Annotated in this window: 6 protein-coding genes and 1 riboswitch; of the genes, 1 reads left to right on the forward strand and 5 read right to left on the reverse strand. The window is 43.4% G+C overall.

Annotated elements, in window-relative coordinates; all coding sequences use genetic code 11:
* Window positions 1-168 precede the first annotated feature (168 nt).
* From HXT47_RS05585 to HXT47_RS05595, 3 genes are read right to left on the reverse strand one after another with little or no spacing between them, the layout of a single operon-like run.
* A complete protein-coding gene (locus HXT47_RS05585; protein ID WP_421788999.1) occupies window positions 169-4374 on the reverse strand; it encodes an ATP-dependent DNA helicase in 4206 nt (1401 codons plus the stop codon).
* A 2-nt stretch (window positions 4375-4376) separates the two neighbouring features.
* Window positions 4377-9101, reverse strand: coding sequence for a PD-(D/E)XK nuclease family protein (locus tag HXT47_RS05590; protein WP_421789001.1), 4725 nt, complete (start codon window positions 9099-9101; stop codon window positions 4377-4379).
* Between the two features lie 43 nt (window positions 9102-9144).
* Window positions 9145-9960: a hypothetical protein gene (locus HXT47_RS05595; protein WP_064621718.1), complete on the reverse strand. Its 816-nt coding sequence runs from the start codon at window positions 9958-9960 to the stop codon at window positions 9145-9147.
* A 195-nt stretch (window positions 9961-10155) separates the two neighbouring features.
* A riboswitch (TPP riboswitch) is annotated at window positions 10156-10266 on the forward strand.
* Here HXT47_RS05595 and thiM point away from each other — a divergent pair.
* Complete coding sequence (thiM, locus tag HXT47_RS05600) at window positions 10256-11833, forward strand: hydroxyethylthiazole kinase (RefSeq protein WP_410299560.1); 1578 nt, start codon at window positions 10256-10258, stop codon at window positions 11831-11833. It overlaps the preceding riboswitch by 11 nt.
* Before the next feature lie 573 nt (window positions 11834-12406).
* Here the strand turns inward: thiM and thiD are convergent.
* The gene (gene thiD / locus HXT47_RS05605) at window positions 12407-13327 is read right to left on the reverse strand and encodes a bifunctional hydroxymethylpyrimidine kinase/phosphomethylpyrimidine kinase (protein WP_064621947.1); all 921 of its coding nucleotides are present in this window, start codon (window positions 13325-13327) and stop codon (window positions 12407-12409) included.
* Between the two features lie 436 nt (window positions 13328-13763).
* A complete protein-coding gene (locus HXT47_RS05610; RefSeq protein ID WP_421789003.1) occupies window positions 13764-23384 on the reverse strand; it encodes a hypothetical protein in 9621 nt (3206 codons plus the stop codon).
* Between the last annotated feature and the right edge of the window lie 94 nt (window positions 23385-23478).

Genomic DNA, 23478 nt, shown 5'->3' on the forward strand with positions numbered 1-23478 from the left:
TTCATACTCAAATCGATGTTGTGCGTATGCCCGCCCACACACACTGCACGAGGAATCTGCACGTTTTCGAAGTGATGCACGATGCGTTTCAATCGCGGCGCAAAATACGTTACAGCAAACAAAAATTGCAGCAAATAAATTGCGGCAAAATGATTGCAATAGCAACATTTATGCGTCATCATCATCGAAGGAGATTAACGTGTCAGAGTGTAACTCGGCAAGGATCTCATCTTTCGTTTTTTGCTCGGCATGAATTTCCCGTTCACATTCATCCGATATGTTCACATAATAAAGGGTGGCATCGATAGCATCAAGCGGAACCTTAGTCATAAGAGACAGAAGCAGACGATACCAGTCAAGCTGACCAAGTTTAAGCGCAATATCTTGTGGCTTGGTTGGTTTTCTACCGGTTTTCCAATCGACTATCGTGTACAATTTGCTTGGATCTTCTGGATTTAAACCACCTGCGAATATTGCGTCGATTTTGCCATTAATAATTTGATCGCCTAATTCTGGAACATGAGCTACAATCGACTGCTCTGCTGCTATAGGACGGCGATGCGCCCATTTTGATGTTATTAAACGCTGCTTCCATATCAACAATTTGCGCTCAGAAGATTTTGCATTTTGCGAAATCTTCTCGCAAGTTCCAGCAACGTTCTCATCAATATTCTCGCCAACGTTCTCATCAACGTCATACTGAATAGAATTTTTATTCACACAACCAGTTTTTATAAACTGTTCAGCCCAGGCATGAAAACGAGTTCCCAAATCAGAAGCAGGCGAAGAAACACTAGGAATAGGGCGAATAATTGCCATCCATTCCTTTCGCAAACGCTTAGCATCCGCATCATCAAAATCTTCATTCGCGCGCGAATAATTATTACGAAACATAGCGCGCCTTTGCACAGCAGTCACATTGACATTTTCAACATTAGAAAGCTGCTCTGCTCTGTTTTTTAACTCTTGAATGTTGCAATACCAATCAATTTTCGGCATTAAATCCGCATCTTGTAGCAAAGCTTGAGCTTTGTAAAGCAAAGAATTATCTTTTGAAATACCAGAAACTTGATTACTAATTTTTGAATTTACAACGTCTTGCGCAGATTTTTGCAATACACTACGTATAGCTTCACTAGATGCACTCGGCCAAGATAATTGCTTCTTATTATCTTCAGTTGGAATAGAGCTTTCCTCGCTAAATAATTGCGCAAGTTGCGAAGCTGACTCCCCTACAACATAACCTACTTGATTTGAAGAATCTGAAACCTTAGCTGTGACCTGAACCGGAGATTCTTCAGATCCGCGCATTGAATCATACATTTCCTGCCAAAAAACAGAAGGTTTTTTAACTCTAGAAGTTGAAATATTTGAAGATTCATCTACAGAAGAAGCTGCACCATTGGCAGAATTTTCTTTATTCTCAACAATGCTCATAGCATTAGACTGGCTGCAAGTGAGCAATGCTGCGAATTTAGCACGCGTCAAAGCAACATACATAAGGTGACGCTCGTCAATGTGCAAAGCGCGCCCACGCTCCTCGACTTGCGAAAGAGGCAATGTGCCAGTTTTCATTACAGCGTCATACACTTTGCTAGCTTCTGAAGGAATCGCTTCTACTGGAGCCTGCTCATGCTCATGGAACTTTTCTGCCAAATCAAACATTTCTCTAGCTCTTGAACCATAAACTTCTGCGTCGATATCGTCTACAGTTAACATATTTTTCAAAGATTTTTGAGGTTCCATGCTAGTTTCAAGATCAACATCGTGAGGGAATCTTGGCAATATATTTGCATCCACTCTCATAGAAACAGGCACTTTTGCAGCAACTTCGAGCGTTGCGTATGCCCTTTCCCTGTACACGCCACTTTGTTGCGTTGCTATTACGCGCAAATTATCGCCTTGATTACTTGGGAACACGCCTTCATTAAGCCCAACTATCGCTACAGCAGGCCATTCCAAACCTTTCGATTGGTGAATAGTCATTAATACGACATCCGCAGGTTCATCCACTGAAGAAGGTTGATCGTTAATTTTGTCTATATTGAAAATCCAAGACATAAACCCATGCAAAGTAGGAGTTGTAAAATCGCTCATTTCTTGCAAATACGCGTCTGCTAGTAGACAAATAGAATCGACAGTAGAGTGCATATCGTCAAGAAGCGTTGCATTAGAGGAAGTATCATTCATAAGCGCACGAGATAGCGCAACGTCAATATCAACGTTAAGCGTTTCTACAGCAACGCGCATAATATCTTGCAAAGAGCCAGATTGAGCACGTTGTATTGCATGAATCATTTGCCCTATTCTTAACACTGCTACATAAGCTTTAGAGCTTAAATTATTTTTTAGCTCAGAAAGCAAATTATTGTCGTTTTTGTCGTTATTTTTTGCTTCTTCGCTTAGTTGCGTTTCGTATGCTTCAAGCAAAACATCCGCCACAAAAACTCCACCATGAATACTATTGGTTTGCGAAGCTTGAGATTGCTGTTCTCGAACAACTTGAGACCACTTAGAGCGAGGAGTTTCAGCGTCTACTAAACCTGCTTGCACTAAAGCACGAAAAACATATTCGATATTCTTTGATGTTGCAATATTAGCTATAGCAGCCAAATCGTCAGTATTAAGCGCAAAACGAGGAGTTGCAAGCAATCTCATCAAAGCTTGAGTATTTGTGTGATCTGCAACAACAGAAAGAAGAGCTAAAACATCTCGAATTTCTGGTTTTTCAAGCAATGCAGAATACCCAACAGTAAGAGTGCGCAAACCTGCTTTTTGTAATGCTTCTTCATATAACGGAATATTATTTTTGCTACGGAAAAGAACTGCAACTCTAGCAGATGCAGAATTAGTATCGTCGTTTTCAGATAGCGCATTATGTTTTACATATTTTACAAAACGCACAACGGCTTCTACTTCTTGATATTGCGTAGGCATATTTAACACACCAAAAGTACCTTTTGGCGCATTATCTAAGTATTGCAAGTTTTTCACTTCTACTTCTGTAGCAAGTGAACTACTATGACGAAGCGGAGGCACTCGCAAAGGTTTCGTAATAGAATTTGCAGCTTTTAATATAAGCTGCGAATTGCGTCGCGTTCTTGTAAGAGAAAACTCACTTGACTGGTCGATATTTAGTGCTTGCTCAAGCTTTCTGAAAGCTCCGGAACTAGCTCCTCTAAACGAGTAAATAGCTTGGAAGGGATCACCTACTGCAGCAATATGCGTTTGTTGAGTAGTCAAAAAGTCTTGATTTTCACTAGTTTTCGCAACAACGCTAGCTTCTTCAACACCGCTAGTTTTTTTATGAAACAGCGTTGCAATCAGCATTGCTTGAGTGGTAGAAGTATCTTGATATTCGTCAAGCAAAACTTGGCTGTATTGGCGGCGATACTGCTCTGCAATAGAAGGAAAATGCGTCACCAAACGGTATGCAGCAATAGTAAAGTCGCTAAATTGCGCCATATTTGCGCGCTGCTTTGCTGCGTCAAAAGCCAAAACTAATTCAAGTAATGCATTGCGCTTCTTAGCAGCTTCAAGCAAGTTATTACAAGATTCATAACACTTATTTTTTAATGTAATATTCAGGTATTCTACGTATTCTTTTCCGTAATTTTCGCACTTTTCGAAATATTTTTCATCCGAATCGTTTTTTCCGCGACGCAATTTAATAGAGCTAGGCTTTTTTGCAATTATTTCAGTAGTTTCAGCACAATCAATTGCTTTTTGCAAATGTTCAATCCAAGCGTTATTCCACTTTTGAATTTCTAGAACAGCTTTAGACGTGCTATCTATAGACTCTCCCCTGCTATTTATGCCAATCATCGAGCATGAAATATCTGCTGCGAGCGCAAGCACGTCGTCAATAAGCGCATCAAAACTATACCAAGACAGTATTTCCGCATGATTAGTAACATAATCGTTTACTAGCGGTTTTATTAATTCGCGCGCACCTGCATCGCTTAAAGGTTGCGTATTTTGATCAAATCCAACGAGCAAACCATATTGGCGCACAATTGACTGGAAAAAAGCATCGTATGTCATTACTTCTGGCTTCAAAAAGCCACTTGAAGATGCAGAATTTCCGTTATTAATGAGCTTATTTATTTCGCTACTATGCTGACTTACAGCTTGAGCAACTCTTGCAAGCAGCTCAGAAGCTGCTTTATTAGTAAAAGTCAACCCCAAAATACTTTCAGGAGCAACTCCGCGCTCAATAAGGTCGATAACGCGACGAGTCATCGTATACGTTTTGCCACTTCCAGCTCCTGCAACAATAATCATGTTCTTATTTGTTGGCGCTTGAATTGCTGCAGCTTGTTCCACGCTATCGGTGTTCTTGCGAGTAAATTGCTTATTTGTTTTATCAATCATAACTACAGCACCTCATATACAGTATCTATGCAACCTGCGCATGCTGGGCATACTTGTTTTCCATTGCAATACTTCAAGTGTTCAGAAGTTGGGTGCGCAATAATCTTATGCGAACGAACTGCCGCAGCAGCATAGCAAACGCGCGAAATCATAGTAAGAGACCATTTTGCGCTTTGATTTAATGATGTAAACGACTGCCAAGCGTTTTCGCTTACATTTTCTGGACAATTCTTCGCAATATCGTCAAGCTGCGGACAATCTAACAATCTTGCCATATTTTTGAATCCAACTCGTAACTCAAGCGGATTATTATTTAAAGTATTTTTTACGCAAAGCGGCGGCTGATACACGTTTTCAGCAACGTTATGATCTTGAGCAGGATAATCGTTCTTAGCAACGTGAAATAGAACACTTCGTGAAATAATCGGCGCATTCGAAGCATCAATAAGCGGATTCTCATCAGAAAAAAGTAAAGCAAGCTGATAGCAAACTAGCTGCAAATCGTTAAAAACTCCGCTTGCTGTTAAAGGTTTTCCTGTTTTGTAGTCCAGTAAACGAATATGCTCAGAACCATCTGAATTGATGCGCTTTTCCATGCGATCAATTCGACCGTGAATATGTACTTGCATATCTTCACTTGCGCCATCCGGCCACCCTCCAACTAAAGCACCCATCAATTCGTAGCAGTCATGCGTAGTAACGGTTTGCAAATTTGCATTCTTAAAAGTATTGTTCAATACGCGAGTAATATCATTAAATCCAAAATGCGCGCTTGTTTGCAATTCGCAATACGCTTGTTGCAATCTGCCTATGCTGCTTTCTAAAGATTTTTCGCTTTTTGTAAGAGATTCTAATATGCCGTTTTCTGACTTTTTTGAGTTAAGCGCATATGTTGATTGATCGTAAGAAGTAACAAAATATTGCGCAATTGCATGTAACGCACGTTTAATATTCTTCTCACGCGCAAGAGCCGAATAATGCTCCTTACTATCTCGAATATCTGCAAGTTCAGGCGCAATACTTAAGTAATAGTTTTCCATAAGATTTGCGATTGCGTTACTGCGGCGCACAAGCGGAGAGTAAGGCGAATAGTCGGCTGAATTATTCGTCGCTTCAGCCGCATTATTCGTCGCTTCAGTTTCATCAACTTCAGTTTCCGGCATATCGTAATGCTGATTTTCGCTTGCCCACCTTGCAGTTTCGTGAATTAGCGTGCCAAAATACGTTGCTGCGCTGCCGGGTTGAGGGCCTAAAAGCTGACGATTGACCAATCCACACACAGGGCATGCCCACAAACTATCTACAGCTGAAGGAGACAAGCTTACAACAGAGTTAGTTTTTTTAGCAGAGCTAGCTTTTTCATTATATTTTTCATTATTTTTTTCATTGTCTTTTTCAACAGAAGATTTCTCATCAACATAGTCATCGACATCGCTCATAAAATCCCACTCAGAAGGATCAGCGCAAAATACTCCATTTTCTTTAAGTAATTGCAACGTTTGAGCAGCGTCAATAATCGCATTTCTAGACTTACTATTCTCACTATCGGAGCTATTCGCACTACCTGCATTACCTGCATTACCTACACTATTTCCAAACTCTTCTTTCATAGAAGAAGCACGCAAAATTTGCGAACGAGCAGCACACACTAATCCACGAACATCCATATCTAAACCGGCAAAAGGTGTAGTAAATTCCGTAAAAGGCGTGCGCGAATTTTCATTATTGTAGTATCTTTCAGGCAAATAATAATAAAGAAAGTCGCTTGGCACAGCACTATCGCTATATTGCGCGCTTATATACAAACGCTCTGTTGCGCGCGTAATAGCTAACAAAAAACTGCGCTGCTCCGAGGCAAAAACTGCAGATTTATCATTATTTGAAAGAAGTGACGCATTCACAGTCAATTTAGAAGCAGAAATCTTAGAATGCAAAATAATATTCGCTAAACTTTCTGCGCCAAACATAGTGCTACGAGAAGCAAGATTTGGCCACACACGTTGTTGCAAAGTAGGCATCCACACAAGATTCCAATGTTTTCCAACAGAACCAGCAGGAGTAGTAAGCGTTACAGCATCTGGAACAGGCGCTACTTTAGCAAGAGAATCAGCTTCAATTTCCATGCCACGAACTTGAGCTATAAAATCTGCAATACTTACAATATTTTCTTGTTTAAAAGTATCGTCAAACGTATTCATTGACGAGATATCAGAAGAAGCATATGAAGAAACATAATCAAAAAGACGCATTGCAGCATCCAAGCGATCGTTAGCTCGATAACCTTCCGAATTATGCTGTAAAGACATACGCTGCCAACGCTCAGCAACATGACAAATATTCCAAGCCTCACCAAGAGCGTATTGAGCACTACTCAAATCAGGATTATTGTGCATACGAGAAGCGAGAATTTGCACGTTTTTCCACAGTTTTACAAAAGATGCAACGTGCGGATTCCGAGGTGCCATATTCTGCAATATTTGCAACACTGTAGAATCATTAAAGTATGAATCTTCAGAAAGTGCATCCTTAGAAAGTTTTTCCTTAGAAAGCGCAGCACTATTTGAAGAATAATCAAAACGAACTAAAGAATCTTTACGAACATTAGAATCATCATCTATAAAACGTGCAACATCTGCTACACAAAGCAAATAGCATGCATCAAGAGACAATGGCATAAGATCATTTGAACTGCCATCAATACGACTATTATCAACCAAAATTTGAGATTCAAAGTACGCTTTGCTTTGCGCATTATGAAGCGAATTTTGCAACAAATCCCAGTTATGAACAAGATTTCGCAAAGGCGCATTAGATTCAAAGCTCTTGTTATTTTCACAATTTTTCTCAATTAAAACAGCCGAAAGAGAAGAAAGAGAACGCATAAGCGAATCTACAGAATATAACTTCGCAGGTATTTCAACGTCTAAATCACCGTAAAATCCAGAATCGCTCTTAGTAATCGAGGAAAGTGGACTATCCATAATATTCTGAACTCGCAAACGCACCCACGAAGCCAAATTTTGCAAACTTCTACCATGTTTTACTTGCTCAACAATTCCAGAAAAACCGTGCTGCGCAAATTGAGCAAGTTCAATAAGCGCAAATAAACCTTGCACAAACGGCTCATCTTTTAATGGGCGAGCTACTAACGAGTATCGCACAGGAACTCCAGAAGCGCGAAGCTGCTCGCCAAAAAGACGAACAGTGGAATTGTCGTGCGCAATTAACGCCATATCGCTCCACTTGCGCTTATTATTTACGTGAGATTGCTTCATTTGCCAAATAACAGCATCTAATTCCTCGCGCTGTGAACGATATAACGCTGTAAAAACAGTGTCATCTGAGTTTAGATGAGAATTTTGTGGGGTTTCTATAGGCTCAATCGGTAAGGACCCTACAAATTTTGGCATTTTCCAAGGGCGATTTGGGAGCGCAACATCTGTTTTATATTGCGAAGTAAGCGAAAGAGAAACGCGCGAAGCGAGTAATTCACGCATCGAAGGTGCTTGGGTATAATTTGCAAAAGTTGGATCTGCAGAATAATTTTTAGAAGAATCAGCAGAATCGTCGGAAGAATTTTCGCAAGAATCAGTAAAACCCGTATATTCTAAAGTTTGTTCAGCAGCATTCAACTCATCCAAAGCTGCAGAAATTGCATAATCCGGGTACGCTCCTCTAAACGATTGCACAGATTCATCCGGATTCGCAAGCAAAACTAAACGCGTGCCAATCTTCGACAAAGTCTCAATAAAACTCAAACCAGCCAAAGTAATATCTTGATAATCATCGACTACAAGAAGAGCCGGAATTTCAGAAGAGTTTACTAAACCATGCTCGCCTAATTCGCGCGCAGATTTTGCGCCCTCAACCAACAGTTGCGAAGCGTCAAGTCGGAAAGAAGATTTATAAGTGTCGGCAATTATTTTTCGATATTCAGCTCGCAAAGCAAACGCCAAACGCCATTGAGTTAATCTACGTTTAATAAGCACAGACGTTTGTAAAATATCACTATTATTGGCGTAAGATTGCTCGTCACTAAGAGCGCAAAGAACTGAATTTTCGCTTTCAAAATCGCTAATACCAAGCTCATCTAAACGAGCGAGCATATCGCGCAATTGATGCATAAAAGCGTTGTTAATATCGAAACTATCTGCCAAAAATTCTGGAGACGAAGAAGCTGCTTGAGCAGCCTGAGTTGTTGAAGGCGCGGAAGTGTTAGAAGTGGCGGAAGTATTAGAAACTGCGCAAGTTAATGGAATAACCCATTGAGACGTTTCAAAATAATCCTTAAAAAGCGCGCATATATTGCAATCACCATTATCTCCACGCATAACATGCTCAATGTGTGCGCGCAAAACTTTACGAAGCAAAGAATCCTGCTCAGCACCATTTAGCAGCTTAGGCGAAGGCTCATTCTTTAACTTACAGCAAGCAGAAATGATATTAAAAGCTAAAGAAGCCAAAGTGCCAACTGGACGAGACTGCTTACTCACACCAATTTGACGAATAATAATATTGTCAATTTTTGAAGCAAGAACACGATTTTGCACAGCCATCGCAGTAACATTATGCGACCAACGCTTATAGCCGGAAATTGCTGCGCGCACAGCAAACTGCGTTTTACCAGTATTCGGCGCACCATACACAAGCAACGCATTAGTCACATTGCCAGAAGAATTGCGTAACGTACCGTCAAATAATGCTTGTAATGCAGTATCCTCACTCATACGCTTAATTCTAGCAATTAGGCAATAGTGGCGCGCAACAATACTATTCTTTTAATATTGCACGAGCGCGAGCATCCTTAAGCGCAAGAAATACACTGCCGACACCAATAAAAATAAGAGTAAACACAATTAACAAATACGCAACACCAACGCCCAAAGTAGTGGCATTAAAAGTTTGCGGTGCAAAGCCGAACCAGCCGGCAGGAGCGCCATAATTGAGGAAATTATAAGGCGCGCGCATTGCATGAACACCCCAACGAACACCAGCAAACTCGCTAAGCATAGCAGCATAAGCAACATAAGCAAGAGGCGGAACAGTAGAAACATACAAATGTGCGCGAGTAGAGCGGAAACGATAATCAAAAAGCACAAAATCAGCGATTGCAAGAAGCGGCGCAACTGCGTGAACGCAAAGGCTGCTGCATCCGTTATTCATGTAAGCGCCGACAAAACCAAGCTTATTGGTAGGTGCTAAGAAACACAGGTACAAAGTGAATGTGACAGCAATTGAGATGGTCATCATGAATTTGAAAATGTACCAAGCGTTGGATTTTGAGTCGAACCATGCGCAAGATGCTGCGAAATCTTGCTGGGAGGCGGAAACTGGCTGCGCTGCTAAATCTACAGAATTACGAGCACGCATAAACGCAGCTGTATCAAGCAAAAGCGATCCAGCAAGAGCTACGCAAATCATAAGGTTAGAAAGATTCGTAAAATAAGTGAAGGTCATTAAGCCTTCCCACGAAGCAGCCATACCATAAACAGATGCGATGATTGCAATCGCGCGTATTGCTGTGCGTGTCGCGTATTCGCGCGCTGTGAGCGGAGTCTTTTGTTCTAGCATGGAATCGTTTGCCATGTTATCTCGCTTTCGTAACTTCTATAATCTACTTTTTATTTACTATATTTATGTTTACACAGTTGAAAGCAAAAATATGTAGAAGAAGTTGCAAAAATGCGGCGCGATTTTTGTAGATTCCTGCAAGTGCTGCAAAACAAGCAAAATGAGACACTAACGCAAAAGAGCGTAAGTCATGAACAAAAGATATAGTCGAAGGATGGTTCGGAGTGCGCAATTGCAACAATTGTGAAGTCAAGCGCTGAGATTACATCCGTAAAACCTGATCTAGATAGTGCTAGCGAAGGGAAACATTATGACAACATGCAACACTGAAAAAACAAATACCTGCAACGAAGCAAACGAATACTGCACAAGCTCAACAACGCAAGTCGACACATGCTTCTCTGTACGCGCACGCCGACGTATGTTCCTTAACGACGTGCGTCAATGCATCGAACGTGTGCGCACACAGCAGCCACTCACCCATTGCATCACGAACGTAATCGTGCAAGACATTACAGCCAACGCACTGCTCGCTGCAGGAGCATCGCCAATTATGGTAACCGATCCAGAAGAAGCGCATGCACTTGCGCAAATTGCCACAGGCGTGCTCATAAACGTTGGCACATTCCATCAGCCAGAAACTTCCGAATACATGCGCGCAGCTGTTGAAGGATGCGAAAAAGCTGATACTCCGTGGGTGCTTGACCCGGTTGGAATCGGCGTTCCAGCACTTGCACCTCGCGCGCGCTTTGTACACGAAATTATTAAGCACCACCCTACTGTAATTCGTGCAAACGCTTCCGAAATAATGGCACTTGCAGGCAAAGAAAGCAACGGAAAAGGCGTAGATTCTCACGATAATGTAAACGACGCGCTTCAAGCTGCTCGCGAATTAGCTAAAAAATACGGATCCGTAGTGGCAATTTCCGGAGAAAAAGACGCGATTTACGCTCACGGATGTTTAGCTCGCGTAACAGGTGGCCACAAAGCTATGACTAAGGTAGTTGGAACAGGTTGCGCTTTGGGAGCGTTAGTTGCAGCATACGTTGGCGCAAACCCGGAACGTCCGCTCGCAGCAACTGTTGCAGCGCACGTGCACGCAGCAGCGGCTGGAACTTGGGCAGCTCGCCAAACCACAGCTCCAGGCACTTTCCGCACACTGTGGATGGATGCGCTTTCAACTCTTAGCGTAAATGATATGTTTAGTTTGACAAATATTGAGTTTACGGTGGAGCCTGTTGATTGGACACTGTATTTGGTAACGGATCCGCGCATGGGAAATCGCCCGGAAGAAGAAGTTGCAGTAGAGTCAATTGAAGGCGGAGTTACAGTTGTGCAATTGCGCGATAAGTATTCCAATGACGCTGAAATTTCGGCCAAGGCGAAGAAGTTGCGTCACGCGCTTATTGATTCCGGACACGGTGATGTACCTGTGTTTATTGACGATCATGTTGATTGCGCGGCTCATCTTGGTTTCAACTTGCACGTTGGGCAAAAGGATACGCCGTTTGTTGAGGCGCGAAAGGCGATGCCGGCCGAGTGGATGGTTGGGCTTTCTTGCGCTCGACCGGATTTGATGGAGAAAGCTTACCGCGAGTGCAAAGAAAACGACGTTCCGCTGCCGGATGTGATTGGCATTGGTGCAGCTTTTGAAACGCATACGAAAGCGCACGACGTGCCTCCACTGGGAGTTGAAGGCGTAAACGAAGTTGCGAAAGTTGCGCACTCTATGGGCGTAAAAACGTTGGCAATTGGCGGAATTCACGAGAACACGGTGTTCCCTATTCGCGGTCTTGAGCTTGACGGAGTTTGCACAGTGTCGGCGCTTATGTGCGCTGAGGATGCTGGGAAAGTTGCGCGCGAGCTTAAAAGCGTGATTACTGAGTAAAGCTGACGTTCCGAGTTGCCTTCGCGCGCTACCCTCCAAACACGGGCGCGATGATCTGCTTGAGCGCAGCATTGCGCGCGCGAAAGCAACTCATAGCGCCGAGCTTGCTCAAGGTTGAAAGCACAGTGTGCTTTCAACGCAAGCGAGGTAGTGAACGCGTTTTTCACGTGAACGTTCCTTCAGTCGCTCTATTCTTAAGCGTTATTAACAATACGCTCGCGTTTTATTACGCTCGCTCGCGAAACTCGCGTTGGAAGTCCACTGGACTTCCAACTTAAGCGAGTTTCCGCATTGAAGTGCCTTCGCGCGCGCTTTGACCGAGCTTGAAATCAATGGGATTTCAAGCTCGGTCAAAGCGTGATTTGGCTCAAGTGTGAAGCACAGTGTGCTTCACATGCCAAATCAGCCGAACGGCTACCAAATAGCCGTGAGGAACAAGCGCTCCGGCAAGTCAATGCGCACGTTTGGAGCAAAACACAGCTAAAAACCCCCCAAACGCGAGGGAGTTTACTCGCAATTGGAGTAGATGTTGACGTTAAATCCTCCAAACACGAGACAAATGCTCGCGCGCACTCACGCAGTTTGCTGAAGGATACGCACGGAGTGGTTTACCGGCCCGTAACCGCGCTCGCCTCCGCACCCAACATGCAACACACTTCCGGCAGCAATCGCCTCTCGAAGCCACGCTGTTGACCATTCAAGCGCGCGAAGTACAGTATCATGATTGCTCAAATTCTTTCCCTCGCGCAAAGCAAGCCCAATTTTCGTAGCAAGCGCAGAAGAAAGCGAGCATCCAGTTCCGTGAGTTGTGCTTGTTTCAACTCGTTCGCTTGGTACGTGTCTTGCGTCACCGTCCGGAAAAACCGCAGTATTTCCAACGTCTTCGCCAGTTAAGTGCCCGCCTTTTACGATTACAACAACGCTATTTTTTGCAGCCAACTCGCGCGCCTGATTGCAAGCTTCCTCAAAATTTTCCGCAACGCTCGACTCGCTCAAAGCAGCCAACTCCGGCACGTTTGGCGTCACGACATCAACGCAACTTATAAAGTTCCGCATCGCATTTTCAGCACTCGCCTCAAGCAAGCGTTTTCCGGAAGTCGATATCATCACCGGGTCAAGCACACTTATAGGAACCGGATTATCACACATCCAGTCTCGCATTGCTTCAATGTATTCTGCACAGCCAAGCATACCGATTTTTAGCGCGTCAACTGTAACGTCGTCGTACACGCATGAAAGTTGAGTGCGGAAAAAGCTGACCGGCGGCGTAAACACTTCGCGCACTTCGCACGTGTTTTGCGCAACCAAATTAGTCGGTATACACATACCATAGCCGCCTGCAGCCATGATTGATTTGAGATCTGCCTGTATTCCGGCTCCACCTGTTGGGTCTGTGCCAGCCACGCTTAAAACGCGCGGAATGACTGGTTCTGATTGATTCGAAAGCAATTGCGTATATTGCGAGTCGTGTTGCCTACGTGATACTTGCGTCATACTTTTATTATATGCGCGCATTGACTTGCCGGAGCGCTTGTTCCTCACGGCTATTTGGTAGCCGTTCGGCTGATTTGGCATGTGAAGCACAGTGTGCTTCACATTTGAGCCAAATCACGCTTTGACCGAGCTTGAAATCCCATTGATTTCAAGCTCGGTCAAAGCGAGCGCGAAAACAGGTCGTCGCGCAAACGCCGTGCAATCTTCCGGCGTTTTTCGTTACTGGCGCAGTCGTCGCGCTGCGCCAGTAACGGATAGACGCGCTTTTTCGTTACTCGCGCAGTTGACGTACTGCATTAGTAACGTATAATGTCGCTTTTTTGTTACTGGCGCAGTTGACGTACTGCGCGCGTAACGCTCGCGCTTTGATGGAGCTTGAAATCAATGGGATTTCAAGCTCAGTAAAAGCGCCTGCTTACGCATCACAACCTACGCATCACAACCGAAGCCACTTGAGCTTTAGCTTGAGCTTGAACAGCTTTCCGCTTCGAAGCGCCTCAACCGAAGCATCGCAGTGCTTGCTGTCGGTAAGAGCGCCGAATCCGTTGCCGCTAAGCACCGAGCTGAGCCATCCGCGCCTTCCGAACGCACCGGATGCCAAGAACAGCGCCAACAGTACGCCGAACATGAAGCTGAACCATATTGCAGCCTGACCGCCGCTATAAGGCAGTGCAACCGGACGCACCAAGTATCCGAAGCTAAAGTATCCGACTAAGTGACCTACGTTATTGTTGTCACCAAAGCCGTCGCTCTCATTGCTGGACTTATCTTTTGCACGTCCGTACAAAGCGTATTCAACTCCGTTGCCGTCAGTTTTTAGCCGCTTGAACGCATTAGCATCTACGGAACCATCTTTGCCCATTATTGACTTGCAAGTGCCAAAATCAGTTGCGCCGCCAGCCTTATTGACTTTGCATGCAACTAGGCTAAGGTTGCTGAGATCACCGAAACGATCGTAGTCGTCGTGAACATCCGCAAACAGAGTCTTTCCGCTCTCCTTGCTTTGCGACTTCGAAACTTTTCCGTCCGCGTATTCCACAGGATTACCCTTAACTGTGAGCTTAGAGTAGTCCTCTTCTTTCATTGTTACAACGTAAGGATTATTAGCATTCGTGTGCCCACTTAGAAGCGATCCTCTAGTTGCTGCAACGGTCGGCTTCTCATTATCTACAGGAATCAGATACACAGGCATTACGAATTCGTGATTGGCATCGTTATCCCAGCCGCCAGCTTTACCTCGCGTTGTATGAGTATCGCCAACCCAGCTATCGCCATATGTCATAATAACCGACAAACGATTATCTGGCTTTTCGAAAATCTTATGACTAATTAAGCTCTTATCAATCGCACCAGACCTACCCCATGCGCCAACACCATCAAAGTCGGTAAGCGAAAGACCAGTATTACTACTCTCAGACGTTACGCCAGAGCTATTAGGAATACGATATCCACCGCCGGCACCGCCCTTTGAAATCATATCTATGACGTTTACATACCAAGTTTCTTTAGCAGCAGCACCATTGTCGTTATCAGAACCATTATCAGCGCCATTAGCACCAGACCTATGGTCTTCAGACGGATTATACGTATAGAAGTGTGTACCCCCATTAAAGCTGAAGCCGTTTCGACCATGCTCGCCATCAACCTTATCGCTACCTCTTACTTCTGGCAGCAAGGATGGCTGGCAATCATCAAACGCCCATTCGCTTCCATCAACATACGTTCCACACTCGTTTGCTGGGTGCAAACTACTGTTACGCTTAAGTTTCAACGCAGATTGCAAATCATTAAGCGTAAAGTTGCGCTTAGTTGAAGCATTATACAGATACAGAAGAGACTTCTTATCTTTCGAAAGAACAAATCCTGGATCATACGGACGCCCAGCTACGCGCAGAGCCTTACTATTATCCTTAGTCTCTTCGAAGCTAGTAGGCGCATCAGCTAAGTAGTCTGCAGCATAATCGTTACCGCCAGTTGTGTTATCATGACCACTCTCTGCGCGCAATCGCACAAATCGCGTAATCTTATTTTCTCGAGGATTTGGCACAAGCACGCGGCTTCTCCAGCCTCGAGTCATAACAGCCACGTCTTGTATATTTCCTACTTTGCGGTCACCATAATTAGGCGGATTCAAAGGCTTATGGTCATCGTCCATAGCACTATAGTCATACTTCCTAAAAGTCACCATCGTTCTACCAGGCTCCAGCCTTGGATCCTCATCCGTAACGATTTCACTATCGTTTGGAAGCCAAATTCCCTTCTCTGGTTTTCCAGCAAAGTTGTTTTCGCTGTGCAAATCCATTCGTATTGCGCGCTCTTCGTGACCACTTAGAAGCATTGGGTGTATTTGCACTATTTGACGCTTCATAGTAACACCGAAGTACACGCAGTCGGACGGCTTCTTCAAACCAGACCAGTTGTCTGCGCTCCAGTAATCCGGACGGCATACTTCACTAGGCTTTTCTTTTGCGTAAGCCATTGGCAGCACGTCAAGAGTATCTTCTGAACTAGCGTCGTCTCTGTTAGAGTTTTTACCTTTTGCAGCGCGGCTTTTTGCGTTTCTACCTTTTGCAGAACGCGTATTTCCGCCGCCTCTTGCAGTCTTATCTCTGTCTCTATTAAGCGATTCATCGGAAAGATCTTCAGGGCTTCTAACACCAGGCATATACGTCCATGGTCCAACTTCAAGACGGCTGCGTGCTCGAACCACGCTTCCTGGAGCTAAGAAACCGCTAGGGAATGTTATAACAGCATTACCCTTATCGTCGTGAGTAAGCGTTACTTCATTCGGCTTAGAAGTGCCAGCGCATACACTCCACGATTTATTCCAACACACGGAAATTGTTTTACCAATACTGGTTTCCAAGTTAGTCTCATTTGAGTTTGCAGCAGAGCCAGCAAAACCATTAATAGCAACAGGTTTCTCAAGCTCTGAAGCAGGATGATAGTAAACTACCATTCTTTTAGCTCCATAGCCTGATTTAACTACAACTTTATAATCGCGGTTTTGTGAAGAACCATCTTTGCTAAGCCAGCTATCGTACTTTGCAAATTCACCGCTATTACCATCGTACGCAACAACAGATGGTTTCACCATGTCTGTCCACGTTGTCTTAAAGCATCCAACAATAGTTTTGTCACTTTGCTTTCCAGCACTATCCGTAGTTTCAGCATACATTGTAAATACAGTTTGCTTATCCGTACTTGGATTTTCCAAATCTGTGCTCCTGTATTTTTCAACAAACCTTCTAAGCAAATGTTTATTTGTAACGCCGTTACTAACAAATTTCACCATCGGACTAGAAGTTTTACCACTAGAATCCTGAATATTATTCGCTTGAATATACACATTCAGATTATTAACCAGCACTTTACTGTTCACACTATTCGGATACAAAGTAACGTATTTCTTATTAAATGCACTGCCTTGCACCCACTGGCGATCGCCTTTGCCTGGTTCGTACTCATTGAAATCATCGTCTAGCTTTAATGACGAAGGCAAATTAATCGTAGCATTATCGGCTTCATACCAAGCTTTCGTACCTTTTTCATAAATTTTCTTATCAAGAGTAATAACATCATCATCAACCAGATTACAACTATTGGTATTGCCACTAATCATGCATTTTCCGTGAATATCCCACGGCTTACCGTCCCACTCCTGATAACTCTTCGCACTAATCGTCGGTTTCTCATTATCAACCGGCATAAACCACACGTTTATTACGTTCGTTGTGTTATCTGGCGTCTTACCAGGCTCACGAAGCAGAAGATCGTTCGTAACATTACCATTATTCACATAAAGTTGCGCATGCATGAACGGCCTGTTATTTGCGTATCCAACAGCCTTTGAAGTACCTTCACCGTACGCGTCGTAGTCGTTTATAGTGTCAACATCAATATTCTTAGTTATAATGTCACCAATATTTTCGCCATCTGCTTGACCGTTCAGATCTTCACCGCCAGGCATAAGGAAGTCTTTGTGAATAGCATATTCACTAACATACTTATCTTCACCAGCATGTTGACTACTCTTATTTTCAATAAGCCTATCTGTAATATGTACTTCACTTCCGTTCTTCATATTTACAGAAGCATCGTAAGAGAATGAAGAACGATCCATAATAAATTCATTAGGCGTATACTTAACTAAATTAAGCTTATTTCGCCACTGGCACTTACCTTTTTGCGCAACACCTTTATTAGCCTTAAGAGACGCGGCACATGTACTGTCTTTCACAGCGTAACTTAAGCCACCTTTGACAACCATAGGGTATTCGCCACCCCATGCGTCAAATTGCTTATTATCCGCCGCGCTCATAGGAGTTAGCGAAGGCTGCGGCTTACTTTCCTCTTGCGCATTGATGTTCGGCGTACCTTTTACAAGCTTTAGCACATCCTGAAGGTTTAACGCCTTAGCATTGCCCTTGCGGTATGAGTTTATGTTCCACTTGTAAACAAAGTATTGCGTGCCAAACTTTTGATTTCCATGCAAGCCGTTTTGCGGGTCGTCAAATCCAGGGTCATCTCGCCCGTCAACACTTTTCTTGTTGTTATTTACTAATCCCCACGTATAGTCCTTACGCATATCAACGAAGCGCGTCACCTTATGCTCAACCGGGTTAAGCGTAGTCTCGTCATCAGCTTCCAACTTTTTGAAAGAAAGCTTCTTTATAGCGTACAGCATTTCGCTAAGTTTATGATTATCGTCTAGCTCGCCAATACCAGTAACGCCATCTAAGCACAGCTTCCACTGCTGGTCCTTCGTACTCTCGCATGAGTATTGAGGCTTATTTTCACCATAAGCATACTTTGCTTGAGTAGTTTTCGGATTAAAGCCATTATCGTATTGGTCATAAGTATCGTACTTATTTTCACCTTTAACGCCAATTTCTTCCTTACGGTAGCCGAAAATTCGCTCGTTTCGCTTATCGTGCCTCATCCAAGAAAGCATTGCAACGATTTCGTTATTATTAAGCTCAAACGGGTTCACTTGTACTAAGCCGTTTGGCCACACAATATCGAGCGGAAGCGGGTCTGACTCTTCGCGATCCTGAGGATTGCCTGGATCCATAAGCTTCCAAAGTTTATCCTGACGCCAATCTGGATTATTTTCCGGCACAGAGTAAGTGTCTACGTAAATTCTTGAACCAATTTCCGCAAAGTATTCCGGAATCGTAATATTTCCAGTTACAGGATCAAAAGTTATTTCACACCTGTCGTCGCCGTTAGCAGTGCAGCCCTTGATATGGTCTCCAAGATTTGCTGTAATAATGCGCTTACTAAATTCTTCACGCCATTGATCGTTAGATTTCGTAGTAGAACGATCTTCTCCTTCAGCACTGCGATCCTGACCATTAGAATCTTTCGACTCAGCGTCTTTGGAGTCTTTAGCGTCTTTGCTTGCGTTACCATTTTCTTCGGTATTAGCAGCATCACTCTGATTACTACCGTTACTTACTTCAGTATTATTTACTTCAGACTTTTGCGTATTTTCTTTATTAGAAGAATCACCTTCGTTTAGCACTGCAAGCTTTACGCTTCCGCGCTTTCCAGGAACATTACGCTTCTTAGCATTCTTCTTAGAACTCTTTTTAGCAAATTTCTTAGCATTCTTCTTAGCATTCTTCTTAGCAGATTTAGTAATCTTCAAAGAAGCAGGCTTGTTGTTAGTTTGAGGCTTATTAGCCTGCTGCTGCTTATTCTGCTGCTCCTGCTGCTTATTTTCTGACTTCTGCGATTTCTGCGACTGCTCCTGCTGACCCTGCTGATTTTGGGTAGAGTTCTCCCCAGGTTTGGCATTATCAGTTTTTTCGTTATCAGCTTTAGCCTTGTTGTCAGCATTCTTGTTATCGGCAGATTTTCCGTCAGCATTCTTGCCGTTAGCTTTAGCCTTTTCGTCAGCCGCATCTCTGTCCTCTGAAGAAGACCTGTCCTCTGAAGCAGACCTATCTTCAGCAGACCTATACCCATTCGGGCTAGCAGCATCATTATTGTGGTTATACGTATTAACCTGATGCCAATAATCAGTCTTCCTATTACCATCTCGCTGAATAACAATGCCGTAACAACTGCCATCCGAAGGGCACATACTATCATAATTATGATCCTTCTTAGGAGCTTCCTTACCGCGCGCCCAAATGCGTACCATAATCGAACGCACGCGCTTATCTTCATCCCAAGGATTTACGCGCCCAACATAATGTCCATTCGGCTTCTTATCCCACCAAACGTTTGGCAAACCATAGCCAGGAGATACAATAATCAGCTTAATTTTCTTTATTACGGAATTACCTGCAGCATCCCAACCGTGGAATATCAAATCATGCACACCGCGATTTCTATTTTGATCGCCAACTTGTACTGTAGGAGAACCATCATCTTTAGAATTACCGCTGTTAATAACCCATCCAACTTGATCCGTCGGACTATCAGATTCACCACTTTTATGAATGAATTGATCGTAGCTTATAGTAGTAAAATCACCGCAACCGCGATTATCGCAATCATTCTTCTTTTCACGAGTAGTCGTAATCATATCGAAATCATTGCGCACAACGACTTTTTTACCATCAAAGAATCTCTTATTTTTATCGTTAGTAAAGTAGTCGGTAGCTTCCTTCGGCTTTACGCCAAGCAAAATCCTCTTGTCGTCATGACCTTTAACCCAGAACTTAATTTTGCTATTAACAGGAATCTTCAAACCATCAGCTGGAACATCAACAGGAGTTGCGTTATTCACACTCACTTTTACATCCAACGTTGGCTTCTCGTAATCAACATACGGGAATACAACAGGTATAACAGTAGTCGAATTATCCCAGAAAGTAATCTTTACGTACTTTACAAACACATAATTTGGCAAAACTTTAGGATTCTTGCCATCCTGCAACTGAGCACTATACTTGTTGCGCATCCAGTTTCTGTAAAGACGGTTGATTTTAGCCAAAACTTTGTTCTGCAAGTCTTGCTTTACAGGTTCGCCAGGCTTCAACTCCTTACCATCATCACCCGTCTTAGGAGCGTTACTTACAAACCAAACATTACGCTTAGTAGCATTTTGCGCTTTAGGCCAGCATTCAGGCATGCTGTCTTCACGATCCTCACCAAGAGCTGCACGGTCGTTGTTTGCAGCAGAAGCATCGTCACTATCTACGGATCTAAACGAAACAGAAGACCTAGACTTACCGTTAATTTTATCCTTGTATTCGTCAAGAATCTTAGAATGGCCGCAAGGATTTACAACGCTAACAATAGGCACTTTAGCAGCAATACTTAAATCAGCATCCTGAAGAGTATTCGAGCGAGGCTCATCACCCCACTTATCCGTCCACTCAGCTTTATAAACAGCAAGATTCTTAAGAGGAGTATTAGAATCGCCATCCGGATCAGTACTCAAATAGCCAGCATCAAACGGATAAGGGTTTGTCCTGGAACCCTTCTTCTGTTTTATTGAACCATACCTATTCCTTGAACCATACTCATCCTTATTAACAGGCGGGAACAAGTTAGGGTCGAAAGCCATTACCTGCTTATACAAGTCAGAACGTTTGCCAACAAAATTCACAAACCCAGCATTATTATCAAGCTTATCAATAATAAGAGGATTAGGAAGCGGCTGATCGTAAGAATAATACTTAGGAGTCTTGTTATTTTCGTCATATTCCTCAGTTTGCAAAGGCTTAAACACGTCTGCTTGCGTAATAACCCTATACCACAAATCCTGAGTTTCGCTCATGTGATACGTTCTATCGTTATATCTAAGCTCAAGCTTATGCCTACCAGGCTCTGAATCCTTCGTATTATGGTCATTCATACCAGGATTACGGAACCACTGATTGCCTCGGGCATAACCGTTATTCGCAGAATAATAATCAGGCAATAAGCGTATATCTTGATTCTCGTTCATAAGACTTGAAGATCCCAAAGGCTTATTGACTATTCCAAGTAACACACTAGAGAATGAAATATGCCTGAGTTCAAGAAAATTACCGTTGTCACTGTTGTACGGTCCTAAACCAGTACCCTTAAGGAAGTGGTATCTAGGAGCCTGAATATCTATGATTCGCGGCGCACCATACCATTGCTGATGCATTACAGTGTACATGTAGTAGTTAGCGTCACGTCCAAAATTAGTCATGGAATATTTACTGGCTTTAGTAACACCAAACGGGTCAGTAGCACCATAAAAACCTCTGCTTTGTTTCTTACCGTAGTAAGATCCTGCAGCGTAGAAGAATGAAAAGTTTTCGCAACCCGTGCCATCACTCACGTTATTAGAAGAGCAATATGAGTCGTTTTTATTCGTAGAAGTTGTAGTAGTGAAGTGAATCTTATACGTATAAGCAATCTCGCCGGACTTAATTTTATTCACAAAACTAAATACGCGCTGCGTGTCACCTTTTATAGATCTATAAAGATTTTGCACGAGAGCAATATAAGCAGGACTATAGCCTCTGCTATAGCTTCCTTCGACTTTAGGAACAACTTTAAGATCGCCTTCATCCAAAGCACCATAGCTACTGGAATTAATGCAGTCCAAACCTGTGCCATCACGGCACCAACCAATAGCGTCAGAACTACTCAAATCCTCAGTTGTTACAGCCTCCGGAAGAATCCTAGAATAATTGCCATTCTTACTGTCGTCAGTGCCGCGCATCTTATTCCAAGCTGCAACTAAATCGTCTCCAGAATCAAAATCGTTACCGTCAGTTTTAATGCTGCATAAACCGTTAGGATTATCCCACGAGAATGAGCAGGTTTCGCGAGGAGGATTATTGTTGCCTTGCTTCTTCTTATACAAAGCAGTAGCTTCCCTGCCGCTGTAAAGAACACGCTGAATATACTGCCTTCCGCCTTCGCTACCCTTGTCTAGAATCTGACCTTTTGGAATCGTAAAGTAATCAAGAGCAGCACCAGCGCCTTGAGTACGGCCGCCAGCGTTAAAAATAACATCCCACACGAAGCCGCCGCCGGAAAGCTTAGGAGTACGCTTTACAAACACGAAATCTGCAGTGTCATCTATAGGCAAGTTAATTCTGTCGACGCCAGAACCCTTATGGTTAAAAGCCATGTTGCGTAAACGGCCCATAATAAAAGTGCCCTTAGGGTATGGAGTGAAGTAAGTTGCGCCGTAATGATCCGTGCCGGAAGGATCTTCAGGCACAGAACCGTTCTCGTAGTGGCCGCGAGGCCTCGTTGCTGCACTAGCAAATGTGTCACTAGATTCCAAGCTGTATCCAAGACTATTAACATCCAAATCGTGACCGTTCGTAGCGCGCAAACCAGCGCCGTCGCCGTCAGTAGTAATGCATGCGCCGCGAGCGTAATCCTTGTTGCACCCAGGTCGATACTCTTCGTAAGATTCACGAGCTGAATAATTAGAATCGCGGCTTTGCGCTTTTGCTTTTTCTTCTTCTACAGCACGATCAAAAAGCGACGATCTTGATTGGGAGCTGAACGGAGAAGCAAACGGCATACTTGTGCCGGAGCCTGAGTAAGAGTCAAAAGATCGAGAGAATGGATTTCTTGGATCCATAAATCCTTGTGAATTGCCAAAACTTTGGGATGCAGAAGACTGAGAGGAAGAAGAATCTTGGTAGGAAGATAAGTCTGTGCCTGTGGATTCAGATGAGTCTGGATTAGAATCTGGATTACTGAAATCAGACTTTAGATCAGTTTTAGGATCAGACTTTGCGGAATTATTAGCGGAATTACTTGCAGAATTATTATTACTATCCAAAGCAACTGCTGTTTCAGCACTCAAGCAAACAGGCAGCAACATTGCTACCGAAAGAAAACACACAAGAACAGTTTTAAGAGCGCTGGCAAAAGAGCTGCTGAACACACGATATGCAGAAACAGACTCGCGTTTAGATGAACGTTTAGTTGAAAGTTCAAGCACACAATTAGCTATACGATTAGCCAAACGCTTAGTCACACTTTTAGCCACACGGCACATATGCTGAGTCGCACGTTTAGCTACACGAGTTGCACATTGAGTCAATTGACCTATGCGAACAAGAACGTTTAGCATAATCGTCCAAATACTCTTCATTGTTTCCACCTGTTTTGCATTGTTTTACACTGCTTTGCGTCGCCAACACGGCACCGCAAGTTTGTTATTAAGTTTTGTTATTAAGTTTTGTTAT

Origin of the sequence: Gardnerella sp. DNF01205 (assembly GCF_049244135.1) — a bacterium.
Taxonomy (GTDB): domain Bacteria; phylum Actinomycetota; class Actinomycetes; order Actinomycetales; family Bifidobacteriaceae; genus Bifidobacterium; species Bifidobacterium leopoldii.

Coding starts and splice junctions, on each gene's coding strand:
- HXT47_RS05595 (WP_064621718.1), bottom strand. CDS start 9,960: ATGGCAAACGATTCCATGCTAGAACAAAAGACTCCGCTCACAGCGCGC.
- thiM (WP_410299560.1), top strand. CDS start 10,256: ATGACAACATGCAACACTGAAAAAACAAATACCTGCAACGAAGCAAAC.
- HXT47_RS05590 (WP_421789001.1), bottom strand. CDS start 9,101: ATGAGTGAGGATACTGCATTACAAGCATTATTTGACGGTACGTTACGC.
- thiD (WP_064621947.1), bottom strand. CDS start 13,327: ATGACGCAAGTATCACGTAGGCAACACGACTCGCAATATACGCAATTG.
- HXT47_RS05585 (WP_421788999.1), bottom strand. CDS start 4,374: ATGATTGATAAAACAAATAAGCAATTTACTCGCAAGAACACCGATAGC.
- HXT47_RS05610 (WP_421789003.1), bottom strand. CDS start 23,384: ATGAAGAGTATTTGGACGATTATGCTAAACGTTCTTGTTCGCATAGGT.